Origin of the sequence: Parabacteroides merdae ATCC 43184 (genome assembly GCF_025151215.1) — a bacterium.
Taxonomy (GTDB): domain Bacteria; phylum Bacteroidota; class Bacteroidia; order Bacteroidales; family Tannerellaceae; genus Parabacteroides; species Parabacteroides merdae.
Genome location: NZ_CP102286.1, coordinates 2,424,776 through 2,441,639 on the forward strand (window position 1 = coordinate 2,424,776; position 16,864 = coordinate 2,441,639).

Annotated in this window: 11 protein-coding genes; 4 read left to right on the forward strand and 7 right to left on the reverse strand. The window is 48.0% G+C overall.

Annotated elements, in window-relative coordinates; genetic code table 11:
- Nucleotides 1–89: 89 nt before the first annotated feature.
- The 3 genes from NQ542_RS10060 (at nt 90) to NQ542_RS10070 (ending at nt 3,190) form a co-directional block, all read left to right on the forward strand.
- Complete coding sequence (locus NQ542_RS10060; protein ID WP_005636699.1) at nt 90–1,880, forward strand: aminopeptidase P family protein; 1,791 nt, start codon at nt 90–92, stop codon at nt 1,878–1,880.
- Between the two features lie 93 nt (nt 1,881–1,973).
- Nucleotides 1,974–2,495: a gamma carbonic anhydrase family protein gene (locus NQ542_RS10065; protein WP_005636701.1), complete on the forward strand. Its 522-nt coding sequence runs from the start codon at nt 1,974–1,976 to the stop codon at nt 2,493–2,495.
- Between the two features lie 38 nt (nt 2,496–2,533).
- Nucleotides 2,534–3,190 carry an HAD hydrolase-like protein gene (locus NQ542_RS10070; protein ID WP_005636703.1) on the forward strand — a complete coding sequence of 219 codons (657 nt, stop codon included), beginning with the start codon at nt 2,534–2,536 and terminating at the stop codon, nt 3,188–3,190.
- Here NQ542_RS10070 and NQ542_RS10075 read toward each other — a convergent pair.
- Together NQ542_RS10075 and NQ542_RS10080 are read right to left on the reverse strand one after the other, a co-directional pair.
- Entirely contained in the window at nt 3,184–3,774 is a 591-nt protein-coding gene (locus NQ542_RS10075; protein ID WP_005636705.1) for a YIP1 family protein, read from the reverse strand. The two genes, NQ542_RS10070 and NQ542_RS10075, sit on opposite strands and share 7 nt — an antisense overlap.
- A 3-nt stretch (nt 3,775–3,777) precedes the next feature.
- Nucleotides 3,778–4,059 carry a DUF2089 family protein gene (locus NQ542_RS10080; RefSeq protein ID WP_005636707.1) on the reverse strand — a complete coding sequence of 94 codons (282 nt, stop codon included), beginning with the start codon at nt 4,057–4,059 and terminating at the stop codon, nt 3,778–3,780.
- A 263-nt stretch (nt 4,060–4,322) separates the two neighbouring features.
- Here NQ542_RS10080 and NQ542_RS10085 point away from each other — a divergent pair, with 263 nt between their 5' ends.
- Entirely contained in the window at nt 4,323–5,717 is a 1,395-nt protein-coding gene (locus NQ542_RS10085) for a C1 family peptidase (RefSeq protein ID WP_005636709.1), read from the forward strand.
- A gap of 95 nt (nt 5,718–5,812) precedes the next feature.
- Here the strand turns inward: NQ542_RS10085 and NQ542_RS10090 are convergent, their stop codons facing one another.
- From NQ542_RS10090 to gltX, 5 genes are all read right to left on the reverse strand, one after another.
- Nucleotides 5,813–7,678, reverse strand: a complete 1,866-nt coding sequence (locus tag NQ542_RS10090; RefSeq protein ID WP_005636710.1) for a RagB/SusD family nutrient uptake outer membrane protein — start codon at nt 7,676–7,678, stop codon at nt 5,813–5,815.
- 30 nt (nt 7,679–7,708) lie between these two features.
- Nucleotides 7,709–10,774, reverse strand: a complete 3,066-nt coding sequence (locus NQ542_RS10095; RefSeq protein WP_121955710.1) for a SusC/RagA family TonB-linked outer membrane protein — start codon at nt 10,772–10,774, stop codon at nt 7,709–7,711.
- Between the two features lie 738 nt (nt 10,775–11,512).
- A complete protein-coding gene (locus NQ542_RS10100; protein WP_005650854.1) occupies nt 11,513–13,837 on the reverse strand; it encodes a GH92 family glycosyl hydrolase in 2,325 nt (774 codons plus the stop codon).
- A 104-nt stretch (nt 13,838–13,941) separates the two neighbouring features.
- Nucleotides 13,942–15,168, reverse strand: a complete 1,227-nt coding sequence (locus NQ542_RS10105) for a 3-deoxy-D-manno-octulosonic acid transferase (RefSeq protein ID WP_005636722.1) — start codon at nt 15,166–15,168, stop codon at nt 13,942–13,944.
- A gap of 20 nt (nt 15,169–15,188) precedes the next feature.
- A complete protein-coding gene (gltX, locus tag NQ542_RS10110) occupies nt 15,189–16,715 on the reverse strand; it encodes a glutamate--tRNA ligase (protein ID WP_005636724.1) in 1,527 nt (508 codons plus the stop codon).
- Nucleotides 16,716–16,864: the final 149 nt, after the last annotated feature.

Below are 16,864 nucleotides of genomic sequence, written 5' to 3' on the forward strand. Positions count from 1 at the left end.
GTAGATTTGATTTTTTTATTCCAAGGACATAGAAAGAGAAGAAATTTAATAACTTTGCCAATAGTAATGTTGACATAAAACAAAATGCGATGAAAACAAACATTCCTGAACGTATTGCCGCCCTAAGGGAAGCAATGAAACAGCATAAAATCGATGCTTATATTATTCCGACTTCCGACCCTCACATGAGTGAATATCCTGCCGACTGCTGGAAATACCGTGAATGGATTTCCGGATTCACAGGTTCGGCCGGAACAGTTATAATCACAGCCGATAAAGCCGGGCTTTGGACCGACTCCCGATATTTCCTGCAAGCCTCCACCCAACTGGAAGGGACAGGTATCGAACTTTTCAAAATGATGTTACCCGAAACCCCGACAATCCCGGAGTTCCTGACACACGAACTGAAAGAGGGACAGACAGTCGGCCTGAACGGCGAGACATACAGCCTGGCAGATGCCCGCTCACTGGAAAAGGCATTAGCGGAAAAAGAGATCAAACTGAATACAAACGCTTCGCTGATCGATCCGATCTGGAAAGAACGTCCCGCCATCCCTGAAGCTCCGATGTTTGAAATGCCGATCGAACTCAGCGGAAAATCAACAGAAGACAAACTGATAGATATCAACAAGATGCTACACAAGGCAGGAGCCGACTGCACCATTCTCTCCGCATTGGACGAAGTGGCCTGGACCTTCAATATCAGGGGTACGGACGTTGCCTATAATCCGGTCGTCATCAGTTATGCATTCGTTTCCGAGAAGGAAAGCGTACTGTTCGTGAATCCGAAGAAGATACCCGCTGAAATAGCAGAACATCTAAAGAAAGAAGGAGTGACACTAGCCGACTACGGCATGTTGGCAACCTTCCTGTCACGACTGCCGGAACGGACACGGGTGTTCATCGACAGCAAACGAACCAACGTAGCCATCTACAATGCACTGCCCAAAAGCAGTATCCTGATAGAAGGAACCTCGCCCGCCAATCACCTGAAAAGCATCAAGAACGAGACAGAGATAAAAGGATTCCGCAACGCCGTCCTGAAAGACGGCATCGCCATGACCAAATTCTACTTCTGGCTGGAAAAGATGCTTAAAGCCGGAGAAAAGGTGACGGAGCTGAGTGCCGCTGCCAAGTTGACGGCTCTGCGCTCCGAACAGCCCCAATATGTCATGGACAGCTTTGCCAGCATATCTAGCTACGGTCCTCACGGAGCGGTCGTACACTATTCTCCCACACCCGAAACGGACACGGAGTTGAAAACGGACAGTTTGTACCTGCTCGACTCCGGAGCCCAGTATTTGGACGGAACGACCGACATCACCCGTACGATCGCCCTTTGCGACGAGCCGAGCGAGCAAATGAAGAAGGACTTTACCCGCGCCCTGAAAGGCACTATCGGAATTGCCAAATGCAAATTCCCCGCAGGCATACGGGGCTGCTTGATCGACGCCTTCGCCCGTAAAGCTTTGTGGGATGCCGGCATCAACTATCTGCACGGAACCTGCCACGGCATCGGCCATTGCTTGAACGTACATGAAGGGCCGCAAAGCATCCGCATGGAAGAAAACCCGGTAATCCTGGAACCGGGCATGGTGATGAGTGACGAACCGGCCATATACCGCCCCGGCGAATACGGCATCCGTACCGAGAATATGATCCTGATCCATGAAGACAGTGAAACGGAATTCGGAAAGTTCCTCGGTTTCGAAACTTTGACGTTATGTTACATCGATACGAAGCTGGTTATCCCGTCCATGCTTTCTGTACGCGAGCATGCATGGCTGAACAAATACCACCAGATGGTATACGACTTGGTAAGCCCGCATTTGACTGAAGAAGAGAAGGCTTGGTTAAAAGAAAAAACGGCAGAAATTTAATCAACAGACGATTGACAATTGACAATAGGTTTGTCGTTCTCTCTTAAATTGTCAATTGTCAATTGTCAATTATTAATTGTCAATTAAAAAGTTATGGCTTTAATAAAATCAGTAAGAGGCTTTACTCCCCAAATAGGTAAAGACACGTTTTTAGCAGACAACGCCACTATTATCGGCGATGTAGAGATAGGCGAAGGTTGCAGTATCTGGTTCGGGACTGTGTTGCGAGGCGATGTAAACTCCATCCGGATCGGCAACGGGGTGAATATACAGGATGGTTCCGTCCTGCACACCTTATACGAAAAATCGACGATTGAGATCGGCGACGATGTGTCGGTCGGTCATAACGTCACGATCCACGGGGCAAAGATATGCAACGGCGCCCTGATCGGGATGGGCTCGGTCGTACTGGACCATGCCGTGATCGGTGAAGGAGCGATCGTCGCTGCCGGTTCGGTCGTACTGAGCAAGACCATCGTCGAGCCGGGAAGCATCTACGCCGGCATACCGGCCAAGTTCGTAAAGAAGGTGGACCCAGAACAGGCAAAAGAGATCAACCAGAAGATAGCCAAGAACTATCACATGTACTCATCCTGGTATAAAGAAGAGCACTGACCCGCTATCACGGGACAGGATAAACAATACAATTGCAAATGAAAGAGTACAAATACATCCTGCTGGACCTGGACGGGACGATTACAGATCCGATGATCGGCATCACCCGATGCGTCGAATACGCATTGAATCATTTCGGCATACAAGTGAATGACCTTCGCGAGTTATGTCCTTTTATCGGTCCTCCTCTTCTGGACTCGTTCCGGGATTTCTATCATTTCACAGACGAACAGGCCAAAGAGGCTACAGAAAAGTACCGGGAACGTTTTGCCGACACCGGCATTTATGAGAACAAACTGTATGACGGCATGAAAGACTTTTTAGAAGAGGCAACCCGGCAAGGGCGCATCCTGATGCTGGCGACATCCAAACCGACAGTCTTCGCCAAACGCATCCTGGACTATTTCGATATCGCCCGTTACTTCACTTTCGTCGCGGGCAGTGGCCTGGACGGTTCCTTCTATACAAAAGGAGATGTGATCCGTCATGTATTGGAAAGCAATAACCTGACGGATCATCTATCAGTCGTCATGATCGGCGACCGCAAACATGACATCATCGGGGCCAAAGAGAACAGGCTCGATTCGATCGGTGTGCTTTACGGTTACGGTGACCGGGAAGAGTTATCGCAAGCCGGGGCGGACTATATCGTAGAGGATATCGCCGGACTGCGCAATCTGCTGTTCCATCAATAGCACACCCATTTTATCAGATAGCGGCAAAACACGTCTCCGCCGAAGATCCCCACGCAGTAGAGGATTCCCAACCTGTAGCCTTTCAGGTTACAGGACACTTTCAATGCCTGGAACATCCAGACCAGTGCCCAGATCAAAAAGACAAAAGAGACCAGCGACAGCCATATTCCGACAAGGAATCCGGGCTGTTGCATGATCTCTGCCGGAGGCATGTTCACATCTATCTGTGCGAGTTTCTGCATAGGCGGCAAGAAGTTGAAAAGGTTCATGACGATCAACGGCAATTGTGCGAAAACGACCGTTCCCAACACATCGACCATCCGTATGCGTGAACGGGAAAGCAGCAATCCTCCCAAATAAAACATAACAGCCGGAATCAGCCAGACGGCAAGGTGCTCCACCGCATAACACCACCACGCCGGATTCGGAGCCGGACCAAAATGCAGCAACCCGTGATAATGCCAGCCGGAATAAAAAGAAAGAGCTGTCGATACCACCATTCCAGCCAGTCCCCAAAGCAATGCTTCCAGACCGGCAATCCGTTCAAAAGGATTAATCAATCCATAAAGATGTTGTTTGTTCATAACCTATTCGATTTTATTTAGTTTATCAATCAGATCGTCTAATACATTCCGGACAGTAGGGTAACTGACTCCCATATTCTTCGCCATATCCTTCAGGCTTCCGCTGGATTTGATGAAGTCGATTACAAACTGCTGTTCCTTATCCGTCAGTTTTGCCAGTACAGGCTGTTCAAATGTACCGCACACCTCCGTATCGCATTGCCCACAAAACATCCGACCCACTTTCAAAGGCGCGTCACAAGCCGGGCACTGCAAGGGGAGTCTTCTTTTGATCTCGTTATTCATAGATTTATTTCTTATTCTTGTTTATACTTGACTAAAAGATTACTTTACAACAAAAGTATTCAATAATTTATAAACATGCAATAAATAATAAATATTATTCATTACAATGTAAATATTATTCAAATACATATACAATTATATCATTCATCCTCGTTCCAACATGAACCAGGCAAGGGAGCTAAATGAGCCACCGAGTAACCTCCATATAAAGAAATTAAACTACTTTTGTGACAAAACACTTAAAAAACTAAACAAATTATATCATGAGAAAGAACAATCTGTGGATAACAGCCCTTGCATTCGGGCTATCGTTATCGGCTTACGGACAGCAGGCAGAGGGCGGCATCTCGTCCGGAATGTTGCAGGAAATCAAGCAAGCCTACAAAGGAACGCCGGCCGACAAAGCCATTCACAATGCAATCGCGGGCAACGACATCAACAAACTGGCAGTCAACAATGACAGCAAAAACAATTTCGACACCTACTTTTCAAACAAAGTGAACAGTAAAGGGATCACGAACCAGAAATCCTCCGGCCGTTGCTGGTTGTTTACAGGATTGAATGTTATTCGTGCGCAGGTCATCGCCAAGTATAACCTGCCGGAATTCGAACTCTCGCAGAACTACAACTTCTTCTGGGACCAGCTTGAAAAAGCAAACCTTTTCCTGCAAGGAATCATTGATACACGGGAAAAGCCGATCAACGACAAAATGGTGGAATGGCTGTTCAAGAATCCGATCGGAGACGGCGGACAATTCACCGGCATATCCGACAACCTGATGAAATACGGCATCGTTCCTTCCGGTGTCATGGTCGAAACCTATAGCAGCGACAATACCAGCCGTATGTCCAACCTGATCGGACTGAAATTGAAAGAATACGGATTGGAACTACGCGACGCAAAAGGCTCGAAACCGGAAGCGCTGGCAAAACGCAAAACCGAGATGCTGGGCGAAATCTACCGTATGCTGGTCCTCAACCTCGGAGAACCTCCTACGAAATTCACCTGGACACGCAAAGACGCAAGCGGAAAACCGGTCGAGACAAAAGAATACACCCCGCAATCATTCTATCAGGAATTCGTGGGCGAAGATTTGAAGAACAACTATGTCATGCTGATGAACGATCCGAGCCGCGACTTCTATAAACTATATGAGATCGACTTTGACCGCCATGCCTATGACGGCAAGAACTGGACATACGTCAACCTTCCGATAGAAGATATCAAAGAGATGGCGATCGCCTCCATCAAGGACAGCACCATGATGTATTTCTCCTGCGACGTGGGCAAATTCTTCGACCGCAACCGCGGAGTGCTCGATGTCAACTATTATGACTACGGCTCGTTGATGGGCACGACTTTCGGTATGGACAAGAAACAACGCATCCAGACATTCGCCAGCGGCTCTTCCCATGCCATGACACTGATGGCGGTAGATTTGGATGCCAACGGCCAACCTAAAAAGTGGATGGTGGAAAACAGTTGGGGACCGGGTGCCAACAACGGCCACCTGATCATGACGGACGAATGGTTCAACGAATACATGTTCCGCTTGGTTGTCAACAAGAAATACATCACCGACAAAGTCCGGGAAGTATTGAAACAGACACCGACACGGTTACCGGCTTGGGACCCGATGTTTGCAGAAGAAGAGTAATGGAAATTGAAAGTTGAAAATTGAAAATTATAAAAACGGTCATTGTTCTTGGAACGGAATTTAATTTTCAATTTTCAACTTTCGATTTTCAACTATCAATAGTATCCTTCATTCTGCGCCTCTTCGGCAGATGGCTTCGGAGACAGGCGGTCGATATGGTTCTGCGGAATCGGACGTAGTTTGTGATATTCCTTTATGTTCGGAGCGGCATCCGGATTAAACTCTTTCACACGCTCGTACAACGTTTCCGTACGCACCAAGTCTTCCCAGCGGTTCATCTCGCCGTATGTTTCACGGGCACGCTCATCCAGCATAAAACCGATAAAATCGTCACTGATCTCTGCCGGCGTCACCAGCATCGACTTTTCAGTCGAACCAGCCAGGTTAGCCATATCGCCACCATCTATCTGCCACCACTCCTGCGGTTTGGCTTCTCCTTCTTTGTAGGCGGCACGTTTACGGACGACGTTGATCAGCGAAGCCGCTTTCTCGAAATCCCCCTTTCTGCCATAAGCTTCGGCAGCTATCAGATACGTCTCACCCAGCCGCATACGGACAAAGTTACGTCCTCCCTGTTCATAGTTCATATCCGGACGTTGCGTATCGAGCCATTTCTTCAGGCAAGGGAAAAAGTGGTTCGTGTTTTCATCGATCGGAATCAATGTATAAGGCGCCTTTGCGATGTCCAATTGCATCTGGCGGTCTTTCGCTTTGTCGATCACAGCACCTTTATAATCTTTCGCGCCATAATATTTCGGGATAAAGTAAGCCGCCGTATCTCCTAAAGCGAACTTTGGTTTGCCAACCAGTTCAGCAGGCGTTTCATAAAGCAAATCACCCGTCTCCTCTCCATTTTCATTTACGTAATAATATTTGTCTTTCCAGACAGGGATGGAAGATTCTTTATTCGCATAGAACACCCAACTGAACATCTTATACATACGGGAGTCATTCAGGTGGTCGAACAACTGGGTTTGCAAATAAGGAGTCGGCCGCATACGTTTCCAAGCACGCCCTTGCTGAAGGTCGCGTTGCAAACCCGGCAATTTTTCGTAAGTCGGAACCCAATACAGGTGCATCTTGTTTCCTTCCGAACCGTTAAACAACACATCGTTTGTAAACTCGACACCCCAGATTGTTTCAGAAAACACCTTCTGTCTGTCCTGATCGAATGTCATTGAATAATCCGAATCCAAGGCGAACTTTCCGGAGTTGATAACCGCTTCGGCAAAATAAGCCGTACTATCCATATCGGTTGGTTGTTGTCCGCGCTGATCTTTGATAGCGCTCCCCCTTGTCAAATAAACTTTCGACAACAAATTAGCCGCCGACCATTTGGTTGCACGACCACGATCCGCCTGCATGGCCACATCAGGCAACACTTCATAAGCCTGACGCAAATCGCTAATAATAAACGCATACACATCCGCCACCGAAGCACGTTTAAAGTCGGTCTTGATTTCAGAAACGTTTCCTTCCGTCAATAAAGGAATACGTCCAAATTGCTGAACCAGATCAAAATAGAAATAGGCACGCATGAAACGAAGTTCACCTTCACGCGCCGTTTTCTCGGCATCGGTCATATCTCCCACTTTCGGCAGATACATCAAAGCCGTATTGGCCCGTGTAATACCTTTATAAGCATTTTCCCAAAATTCATACAACATACCGAAAGAAGAGTTCAACTGATTGCTGTATTTATTGAAAGCATCCTTATTACCGCCATCGGCCCCTTCCCAGACATAATCCACGCCATACTCGGTCAGGCAATAATAACGCTCGCCACCGACATACCAGCGCATAGTCGAATAAACGCCGTTCACAGCAGTTTCTATACCGGTCTTTGTTTCCAGATAATCATACGACACCCCGCTGACCACCTTTTCATTCAGGAAAGATTCACACGACACGCCGGCCGCTGCCACTAAAGACAGCAAACCATATTTTATTATATTTTTCATACTATCGTCTATTTATCATGTTAGTTATTATCAAAAGCTCAGGTTCACACCAAACAGATACGTCCTCGGCATCGGTTCATTGAAGTCACCGCCACTTTCCGGGTCCGTACCTGAATAGCCCGTAAAGACATACGCATTCTGTACGGTTGCATATACACGCAACTTCTGGATACCGACATTCTGCAACAATGCCTTCGGCAACGTATAGCCCAATGTCACCTGGCCGATTCTCAGGAACGAAGCGTCTTCCTTATAAAGGGAAGAAATGTAGTTCGGGTTCTCGAAGTCGATATTCGGGCGCGGAGCTTCGTTACTGCGGTTACTGATCGGGTTGCCGTTTTCATCCTCGCCGATAATACGCCAGTAATTTACTTTCGCACCACTATAACGTCCGCTCAAACGGAGTTCACGGTTGAAAGATTTCGTCTGTCCGAAAGCACCATTCAGGAAGAAACTGAAATCAAAATCCTTATAATTAAAATAATTACTCATGCTCAACGTCACGTTCGGATTCTCATGACCGAGAATAAAGCGGTCTTCGGAAGTGATCTTATAGTCGCCATTGCGGTCGACAATCTTGATATCGCCGGGCTTAAAGACGCCTCCCCACTTTTCGAGTTCGGCAGCATCTTCCAGTTGCCAGATACCGTCGGCCTTATAATCATAGAACACTTTCACGGGCTGGCCGATAAACCATTTATTTCCTTCGTCGTCGACTTTCCCGTTATAGAGTTCCACGATCTCTTCCTTGTTGACGGAGAACATGAAGTCGGTCGTCCACTTGAAATCTTTCGTATCGATATTGACCGTATTCAAGGTTACTTCCAGACCTTTGTTACGAATCTGCCCGATATTGGTCGTCACATTGCCGAAACCGGAAACGATCGGTAACTGCCGGTCCATCAAGAGGTCGTTCGTATTCTGAAGATACAAATCCACGCTCCCACCTATCCGGCCGTTCAAGAAACCGAAATCGATACCGGCATTCCATTGCTCGGTCTTTTCCCATGACAAGTTCGGGTTCGGCATCTCCTTCTGATAGAAGGCCAGCACACCGTTCGAACCATAGCTGTAACGCCCGTACTCAAGGTTACCCTGCGTCTTATAGGGATCGATAGCCGTGTTGCCGGTGATACCCCAACCCAGGCGGAGCTTCAAATTGCTCAGACAGTCGACATCTTTCAGGAACGATTCTTCCTTGACACGCCATGCAAGGGCAGCAGAGGGGAACAACACCCATTTATGCCCCGGAGCCAGACGGGAAGAACCGTCGTAGCGGGCAGATACCGTCAGCAGATATCGGTCCTTATAGTTATAATTCACACGTCCCATGAAAGAAGCCAGATTCCAACGCTGATAATCGCTCGATACGGACTCGATCGTCTGGGCCGAACCGACATTGTTCCAAGTCTGGTTCTCGTAAGGCAGGTCTTTCACTTTGATTTCCGACTTCTCGTATGTTTCCTGCTGGATGGATTGCAGGAAAGTCAAGCCCAGGGTATGATCTTTTTTGAAGGTCTTGTTATAGAACAACAGGTTTTCCCACGTGTACATACGGCGGTTGTCACGGGCATTGACAGCACGCGCCGGACTGCCGGAACGGTCCGAACTCAACGCTCCGTAGAACTCGTTGCCGTACCAGGGACCTATGTCGATACCGACATTCGAACGGTATTTAATATCGAACGGAAGCGTAACATCCAGATAATAACTTCCCAGGAAACGGTCTTTCTTTATCTCCTTCTTCTCATGTTCTATATTCAGGAATTTATTCCACAGCTGCGGATCATTACCGGGACGGGCTTCAATAATGTTTCCATTTGCATCATAAATGTCAGCCAATGGATATGTCAGTTTCACTCCATCATAAAGATTCCCCCCGTTGTTACGATCAAGATGAGAGAAAGAGGTTGAACCGCCGACCTTCACATATTTATTCAAAGTCCAGTCGAAATTGACGCGAACCGAATAGCGCCGATAATCTTGTCCCTTCACGACACCATCTTGTCCGAAATAAGTTGCGGAAGCGAGCATCTTCAGCTTCTCCGTACCACCTCGAACACTGACTTCATGATTGTGGATCGGAGCAACACGCAAGGCCTCCTCTGTCCAGTCGGTGTAAGGGACACGGTCAGAATGCCAGACACCGTTTTCGTCATATCCCTGTTCGATCTTGTTCATTATACTCGGATCTGCATTGAAATAACCGATCTTACGATCCCAATCCAATGTCGGGACAAGCGGATACGGAGTAGTCTTGTTTGTGGCACGATTCGCCTCGCGTACCATTTCGACCCACTCTCCGCCATCAAACATTTCAATCTTACGGGCAGCTTGCTGTACACCTACATAGCCGTTATAATCGACCTGCACCTTACCCTCTTTCCCCTTCTTTGTTGTTACCAGAATAACACCATTCGCACCACGCGACCCATAGATAGCCGTGGCAGAAGCATCTTTCAACACTTCGACCGATTCAATATCGGATGGACTCAATTCGCTCAATGCCACCACGATAGGAATACCGTCCACGACATATAACGGATCGTTTGTCGCTTTTAAAGAACGGTTACCACGCACACGAACCTGCACATCCTCGCCCGGTTTTGCACTCGTTGACAAAATCGTCACACCGGCAGCCCTTCCTTGCAACGCCTGTGCCGCACTGAAAGAAGCCGTCTCCTGCAACTTCTCTCCCTTCACGGAGGCAACCGAACCGGTCAAGTCCCGCTTCTTGGCCACACCGTAGCCGACAACCACGACTTCGTCCAGATTTTGCAGGTCCTCTTTCAAGATGATAATCACACTCCCTTGTCCTTTGTAAGCATAGTCTTGCGGCTGATACCCGATGTAGGAAACAGACAACGTAACAACCGGTTTAGAGATGGAAAAAGAGAATTTACCGTCGATGTCGGTAATGGAACCATTCGTAGTCCCTTTCTCGACTACGTTCGCCCCGATGATAGGCTCACCGGTCACATCCTTGACTACGCCGGAAACCATATGCTGGGCATAGGAAAGCGTGGTCGTGCACACAAAAAACAAAAAGACTAACATGGGCAGATGCAGCCTTTTAAACGTTTTCGTTTTGTTCATAATAATAAAGAATTAAATTATCCGGCAATTCCCGAACCGGATGATTTTTTCATAAAAAGAGGCGTGGGAACTGTTGATATACCTGATATTGAGGCCTTCGACTGCCCGACCAGTGATATAAACAACAGCCCACGCCCTTCTATTCTTGAAGACATACCCATGCCAGGCATGAATATATATAACAAGGAAGGTACGTGAGCGTTCAGTTGCCTATTATCCTCTGGTCTGAAAGTGTCGAAGTTTCAATATCCGGATAATATCTTTTAAACGCTTCTTGTAATCAATAAAATGCAGGGACCTGCAACGCCATGCAAGTGTACGGACACAAATATAGAGAGAAGAAACTATACAGGCAAACAAAAGTAAGTATTTCTCGTTTTTCTTACGAACAGGCTATATTTAGAGGATAGCAATCATATTACTATTGCAAAACCATGCAACCTATAAACATTTGACCTTTGTCGAATACGTTTTTGACCTTAGTCAAAAGGGCTTTCGACCTTAGTCAAAAACCTTTTCGACCAAGGCCGAAAACTAAAGAAGTTAGCAAAAACGACATAAATATCCATATCATTGCATATTATACAATATCAAATACCACTTTAGGACGGGACAGTTTGTCTGTTGTTTACATTTATGAATAACCTATAACAGGATTTTTTAATACACAGTCAACCTATTTCAGGACGAGACAGGGTGAAGCCAGAAAACGCCTCTCCGCCGAAAGGTATCATCCGATCAATCTTTTCCCCAATCCGAAGGTTTGACACCCATTTGGAGGACAAGCGTTCCACCGGCCGCCAGATCATCGTGCGTCAGGTAACATTTATCATACTTCTTCCCGTTGAGCGTCGCACTTTGGATATAGATATTCTCCGGACTGTTGTCACGGGCTTCGATCACAAAAGAGCCACCGGCAGCATAAGCCGGGTCCAGACGGAACTCCACCCGGTCGAATACCGGACTGGTGATCTCATAGCGGCCATCGCCCGGACATATCGGATGTATGCCGGCAGCCGCCAACACATACCAAGCCGACATCTGCCCGACATCTTCGTTTCCTACCAAGCCGGTCACTTTGTCGTGATAAGCGTTTCGGCAAATGTCGCGTGTCCATTTTTGGGTAAGCGAAGGCATCCCTAACCTGTTGAACAGGAAAGGCACATGATGGACCGGTTCATTGGCATGGTTATAATAGTCATTCCAGAGATAGTCGCCCGGTGTTTTCTCAAACATATCCGTCAGGTCGGCCAAAACCTTTTCACGGCCTCCCATCAGGCGGATCATCCCCTCGACATCGTGCGGCACGAACCATCCTTGCTGGTAAGGATTGGATTCCACGCAGCCATAGCCCTCTTGCAAACGTCCTTTTTCAGGCAAAGAAGAAAAGACGCCTTTCTCATTACGCGGACGGAACCATCCCGATTCAGGATCGAAGATAGTTGCATACGACAGGGCACGCTTGTCAAAATGAGCCCGGTCGCCCTCTTTCCCCAACCACTCGGCCAAACGGGCCATGCACCAATCCGTATAATCGTATTCCAGCGTGCAGGATATATTGCCGGGCGTATAGCCGTCGTCATTATTGCTAAAGCGCCGGGAGGTGTTCAGAGCATAGCGGTATGCTTTCTCCACGTCATAATCCCGAATACCTTTCCGGTAAGCATCACACAAAACCGAAATGGCGGGATTGCCCACCATGCAGCCGGAGTAAGCATTCAAGAGCTCCCACCGTTCGAGATATTCGTTACCACTCTGGTCGGCTATCTCCACAAGCGAGTTGACAAGATCGTTCACCATCTCCGGGTTGATGATGGTCTGAAGAGGCATCTGGCTACGGAAGACATCCCATCCGCTGAAGATCGTCCGTTTACGGAACTTGCCAGTCTGATGGATCTTTTTATCCGCCCCGGTGTACTCACCGTTGATGTCGCTGCAAAGGCGCGGATCAATCAACGTATGATAAAGAGCCGTGTAGAAAACCCTCTTTTCCTCGTCGGTTCCTCCCTCGACGGAGACTTTCGCCAACTCGTCATTCCAAAGACGGACACACTCGGCATGCGTCCGGTCAAAATCGAAGTCTTTCATCTCCGCCGCCAAATTCTCCTCCGCATTCTTCAAACTGGTATAAGAGATACCACTCTTTAGCAAGATCACTTCATCTGGTTTGGTTTCAAAATTGGCATAAAAGCCTAAGTGCTTGCCTTCAAATGCCGAAACGGAAGGATGGATGGCTGCTTGGCGGATTGCTTCGCGATAGCGCTCGCTACAAACATCTTCACGTTTACGTCCCCAATCGTCCGGAATATCGGCAGACCAAACGCCATGTCCGGAAAAAGGTTTGGAAAATTGGGCATAGAAATAGACCGTATAGTCGGCCTTACCGTCACCGTTTCCCCAACCGCCTCCATCAGGCGTACATTGCATCCAGCCCTTGATGGTATGGTCGTCCACCACCTCTACGCTCTGAAGTGTCGATGTTCCTCCTACCCGCCGGGCCAGATCGACTTGTATGCGGGCCTCCTTGCTTTCCGGGAAAGTGAAACGAAGCATTCCGCTATGAGGCAAAGCGGTCGCTTCCGCCTGAATCTTATAATCGGAAAGAAAAACAGAGTAATAGCCTGCCGAGGCTTTTTCGGTCGACTTGTCATACCGGGAACGATATCCTTCTTCCGGCTTGTCTTCCGTGCCGGCGAATGTATGCAAATCCCCGATTGTAGGCATCACCAAGAAGTTCCCCAAATCGCCGTACCAGCCGATACCGGACATTTGCGTAAATGCGAATCCTTCGATAGTCGTATGCTCATAACTATAGCCGGGACCGTTGTCGCCTCCGGTAATCGTGTTGGGGCTGACCTGCACCATACCGAAAGGAGCTGTCGCCCCGGGAAACGTTTTTCCAAGTCCATGACTCGCGCCCGCCAGTTCTGTATTCGTTGAAGCTCCTACAAACGGATTTACATAAGAGGACAAAGGACGCCCGACTGCTTCCTTCTCCACCGTATGGCAGGAAAACAAAGAAAGGGGCAAGAATAGCCCCAACAAAGAATGTCTAATATTCATTATTACCAGATTAAAAAAAGGCGGCATCAAAAGTCGTCATCCGTCATCCCCGGATCAAGTCCGCCATGACAGAACACTTTTGATGCCGCCTCGTTCTACAAAGCTTATAAAGCCAATTCCTTCAATATCCCATCCGTCGCACCCGCATTGCCTTTCACAAACTGGCCGGCACTCTCGCCGGCAGCCTTCAAGACCTCTGCATAGGTCAACAGCTCATCCATCTTGGCCACGAACTCATCTTTTGATGCGACCGAGAATCCTCCGCCCACTTTGATCAAGTCACGGGCCTCCTTGAACTTCTGAAACCGGGGACCGAACAACACCGGAATACCGTAAACCGCCGCCTCCAACGTATTATGGATGCCGGCTCCGAAACCGCCGCCGATATAGGCGATCGTCCCATACCGATAGATGGAAGACAACAGCCCGAAACTATCCACGATCAAACAATCTTTCCCTTCGAGCAGGCTCTTGTCCTGCATCACATCGGACAAGCGGACAGACGGGCGTTTCAACAACGACTCGATATACATCAGATGTTCCCGGTGAATCTCGTGCGGGGCGATGATCAGCTTCATCTCCGGATGCTCGTTGAAATAAGGGATCAGTATCTCCTCATCCTGCGGCCAGGAACTCCCGGCGATCAGCGTCTGACATCTTTCCCCTACAAACCGTTCGAATTCTGGCAACTCACGCGCCTGATTACGCACGTCCAACACACGGTCGAAACGGGTATCGCCGTAGACCGTCACGTTACGGATGCCATATTGCCCAAGCAGTTCCTTCGAACGTTCGTCCTGCACAAACAAATGCGTAAAGCAGTACAGCATCTTTCGATAAGGAACTCCGAACCATTGAAAGAACAACTGGTCGGGACGGAAGATCGCTGAAATGATATAAACCGGGATTCCCCGCTTCTTCAACTCACGCAAATAGTTTCCCCAAAACTCATACTTGATGAAAACAGCCACAGCAGGATTCGCCAGATTCAGGAACTTCTTTACCCGGTAAGGCGTATCGAAAGGCAGATAGCAAACGATATCCGCCCCGTTATAGTTTTTCCGCACTTCATAGCCTGAGGGAGAAAAGAATGTAAGCAATATCTTATATTCCGGATATTGCGCCTTGACCTTTTCGATCATAGGACGCCCTTGCTCAAACTCTCCCAACGAAGAAGCATGAAACCAGATGTACTTCGCATTCCGGTCTATCTTCTCACGCAAAATGCTATTCGTCTTCCACTGGCCGAAACGCATCAGGCGTGCCTTCCGGTGGAAAGGAGAAATCATAGCGACAATAAAGGCATAGAAATGTATGAGTAAGCTGTACATGATAAAAGAATTGTCAATTATCAATTGTCAATTGACAATTTATCTATCGCTCTCTGGATGCGGCGGATAGACTCTTCCTTACCCAAGGCTTCCGTTATGTCGAAGATATGCGGACCTTTGCCTTCACCGACAAGGGCCAGACGAGTCGCATTCATTATATTTCCCAAATGGTAGCCTTTGCTTTCGATCCAGGCTTTTACCTCTTCTTCCGTACCTTCGATATCGAACGGTTCACGTGCGCGAAGCACTTCGATCAGTTCGGCAAGCTGGGCGGCACTGTCTTCCTTCCAGCGTTTTTTGCGTGTCTTTTCATCATATTCCGTCGGAGCGATGAAGAAGAACGAGCAAAGATCCCACAAGTCCTTGATAAAGGTGGCACGGTCTTTCATCATGGCTACGACCTTCTCCACATAGGCTGGGTCTGCTTTCACACCGTGGCTTTCGAGGATCGGCATAAAGAGGGCGGCTGCTTCCTTATTGTCCATAGCCTGGATATAATGATGGTTGAACCATTTTCCCTTTTCATAATCAAATTTGGCTCCGCTCTTGCTGCAACGGCTCAGATCGAAGCTATGGATCAGTTCGTCCATGCTCATTACTTCCTGATCATTACCAGGATTCCATCCCAACAAGGCCAGAAAGTTGACAACCGCTTCGGGCAGGTAACCGCTCTCGCGATAACCAGAAGAAACCTCACCGCTCTTCGGGTCATGCCATTCCAACGGGAACACCGGGAAGCCCAGGCGGTCACCGTCACGCTTGCTCAACTTGCCGTTGCCTTCCGGTTTCAAAAGCAAAGCCAGGTGTGCAAACCGGGGCATCGTGTCTTCCCATCCGAAATAACGGTACAACAGTACGTGAAGCGGGGCACTCGGCAACCATTCTTCACCACGGATCACATGCGTCACTTCCATCAAATGATCGTCCACGATATTGGCCAGATGGTAAGTAGGCAACTGGTCGGCTGATTTATATAAGACTTTATCGTCCAGGATAGAAGAGTTGATAATCACTTCGCCACGGATCAGGTCGTTTACATGGATATCTTCATCCGGTTCGATCTTGACGCGGACCACATACTGGTTGCCGGCATCGATCAAGGACTTCACTTCTTCTTCGGAAAGAGTCAGCGAGTTGCGCATCTGCATACGGGTAGACGCATCATACTGGAAATTGGGGATTTCCTTCCGTTTGGCATCCAGCTCTTCGGGGGTATCGAATGCGATATAAGCACAACCGGCGTCCAACAACTGATCGACATACTTCTTGTAAATATCCCTGCGTTCGCTCTGACGGTAAGGCCCGTATTCGCCTCCGAAGCCGACACCTTCGTCAAACTTGATCCCCAACCAGGTAAGCGCTTCTATAATATAGGCTTCCGCTCCGGGAACAAAACGCTGCGAGTCGGTATCTTCAATACGGAGAATCAGATCTCCACCATTCTGTTTGGCAAATAGATAATTGTATAAAGCTGTACGAACACCTCCGATATGCAAGGCCCCAGTGGGACTCGGTGCAAACCGGACTCTAACTTTCCTTTGAGTCATAATCTTTCTATGTGATTTATGATTTGTGATTTATGAATTGTGATTTATAACGACGCATAAATCACAATTCATAAATCATAATTCCGTTTACTGCGGCAAAAGTAGCCCTTTTTTTTCTCTTAGTAAACTTTTTTATGTACATTTCGCCT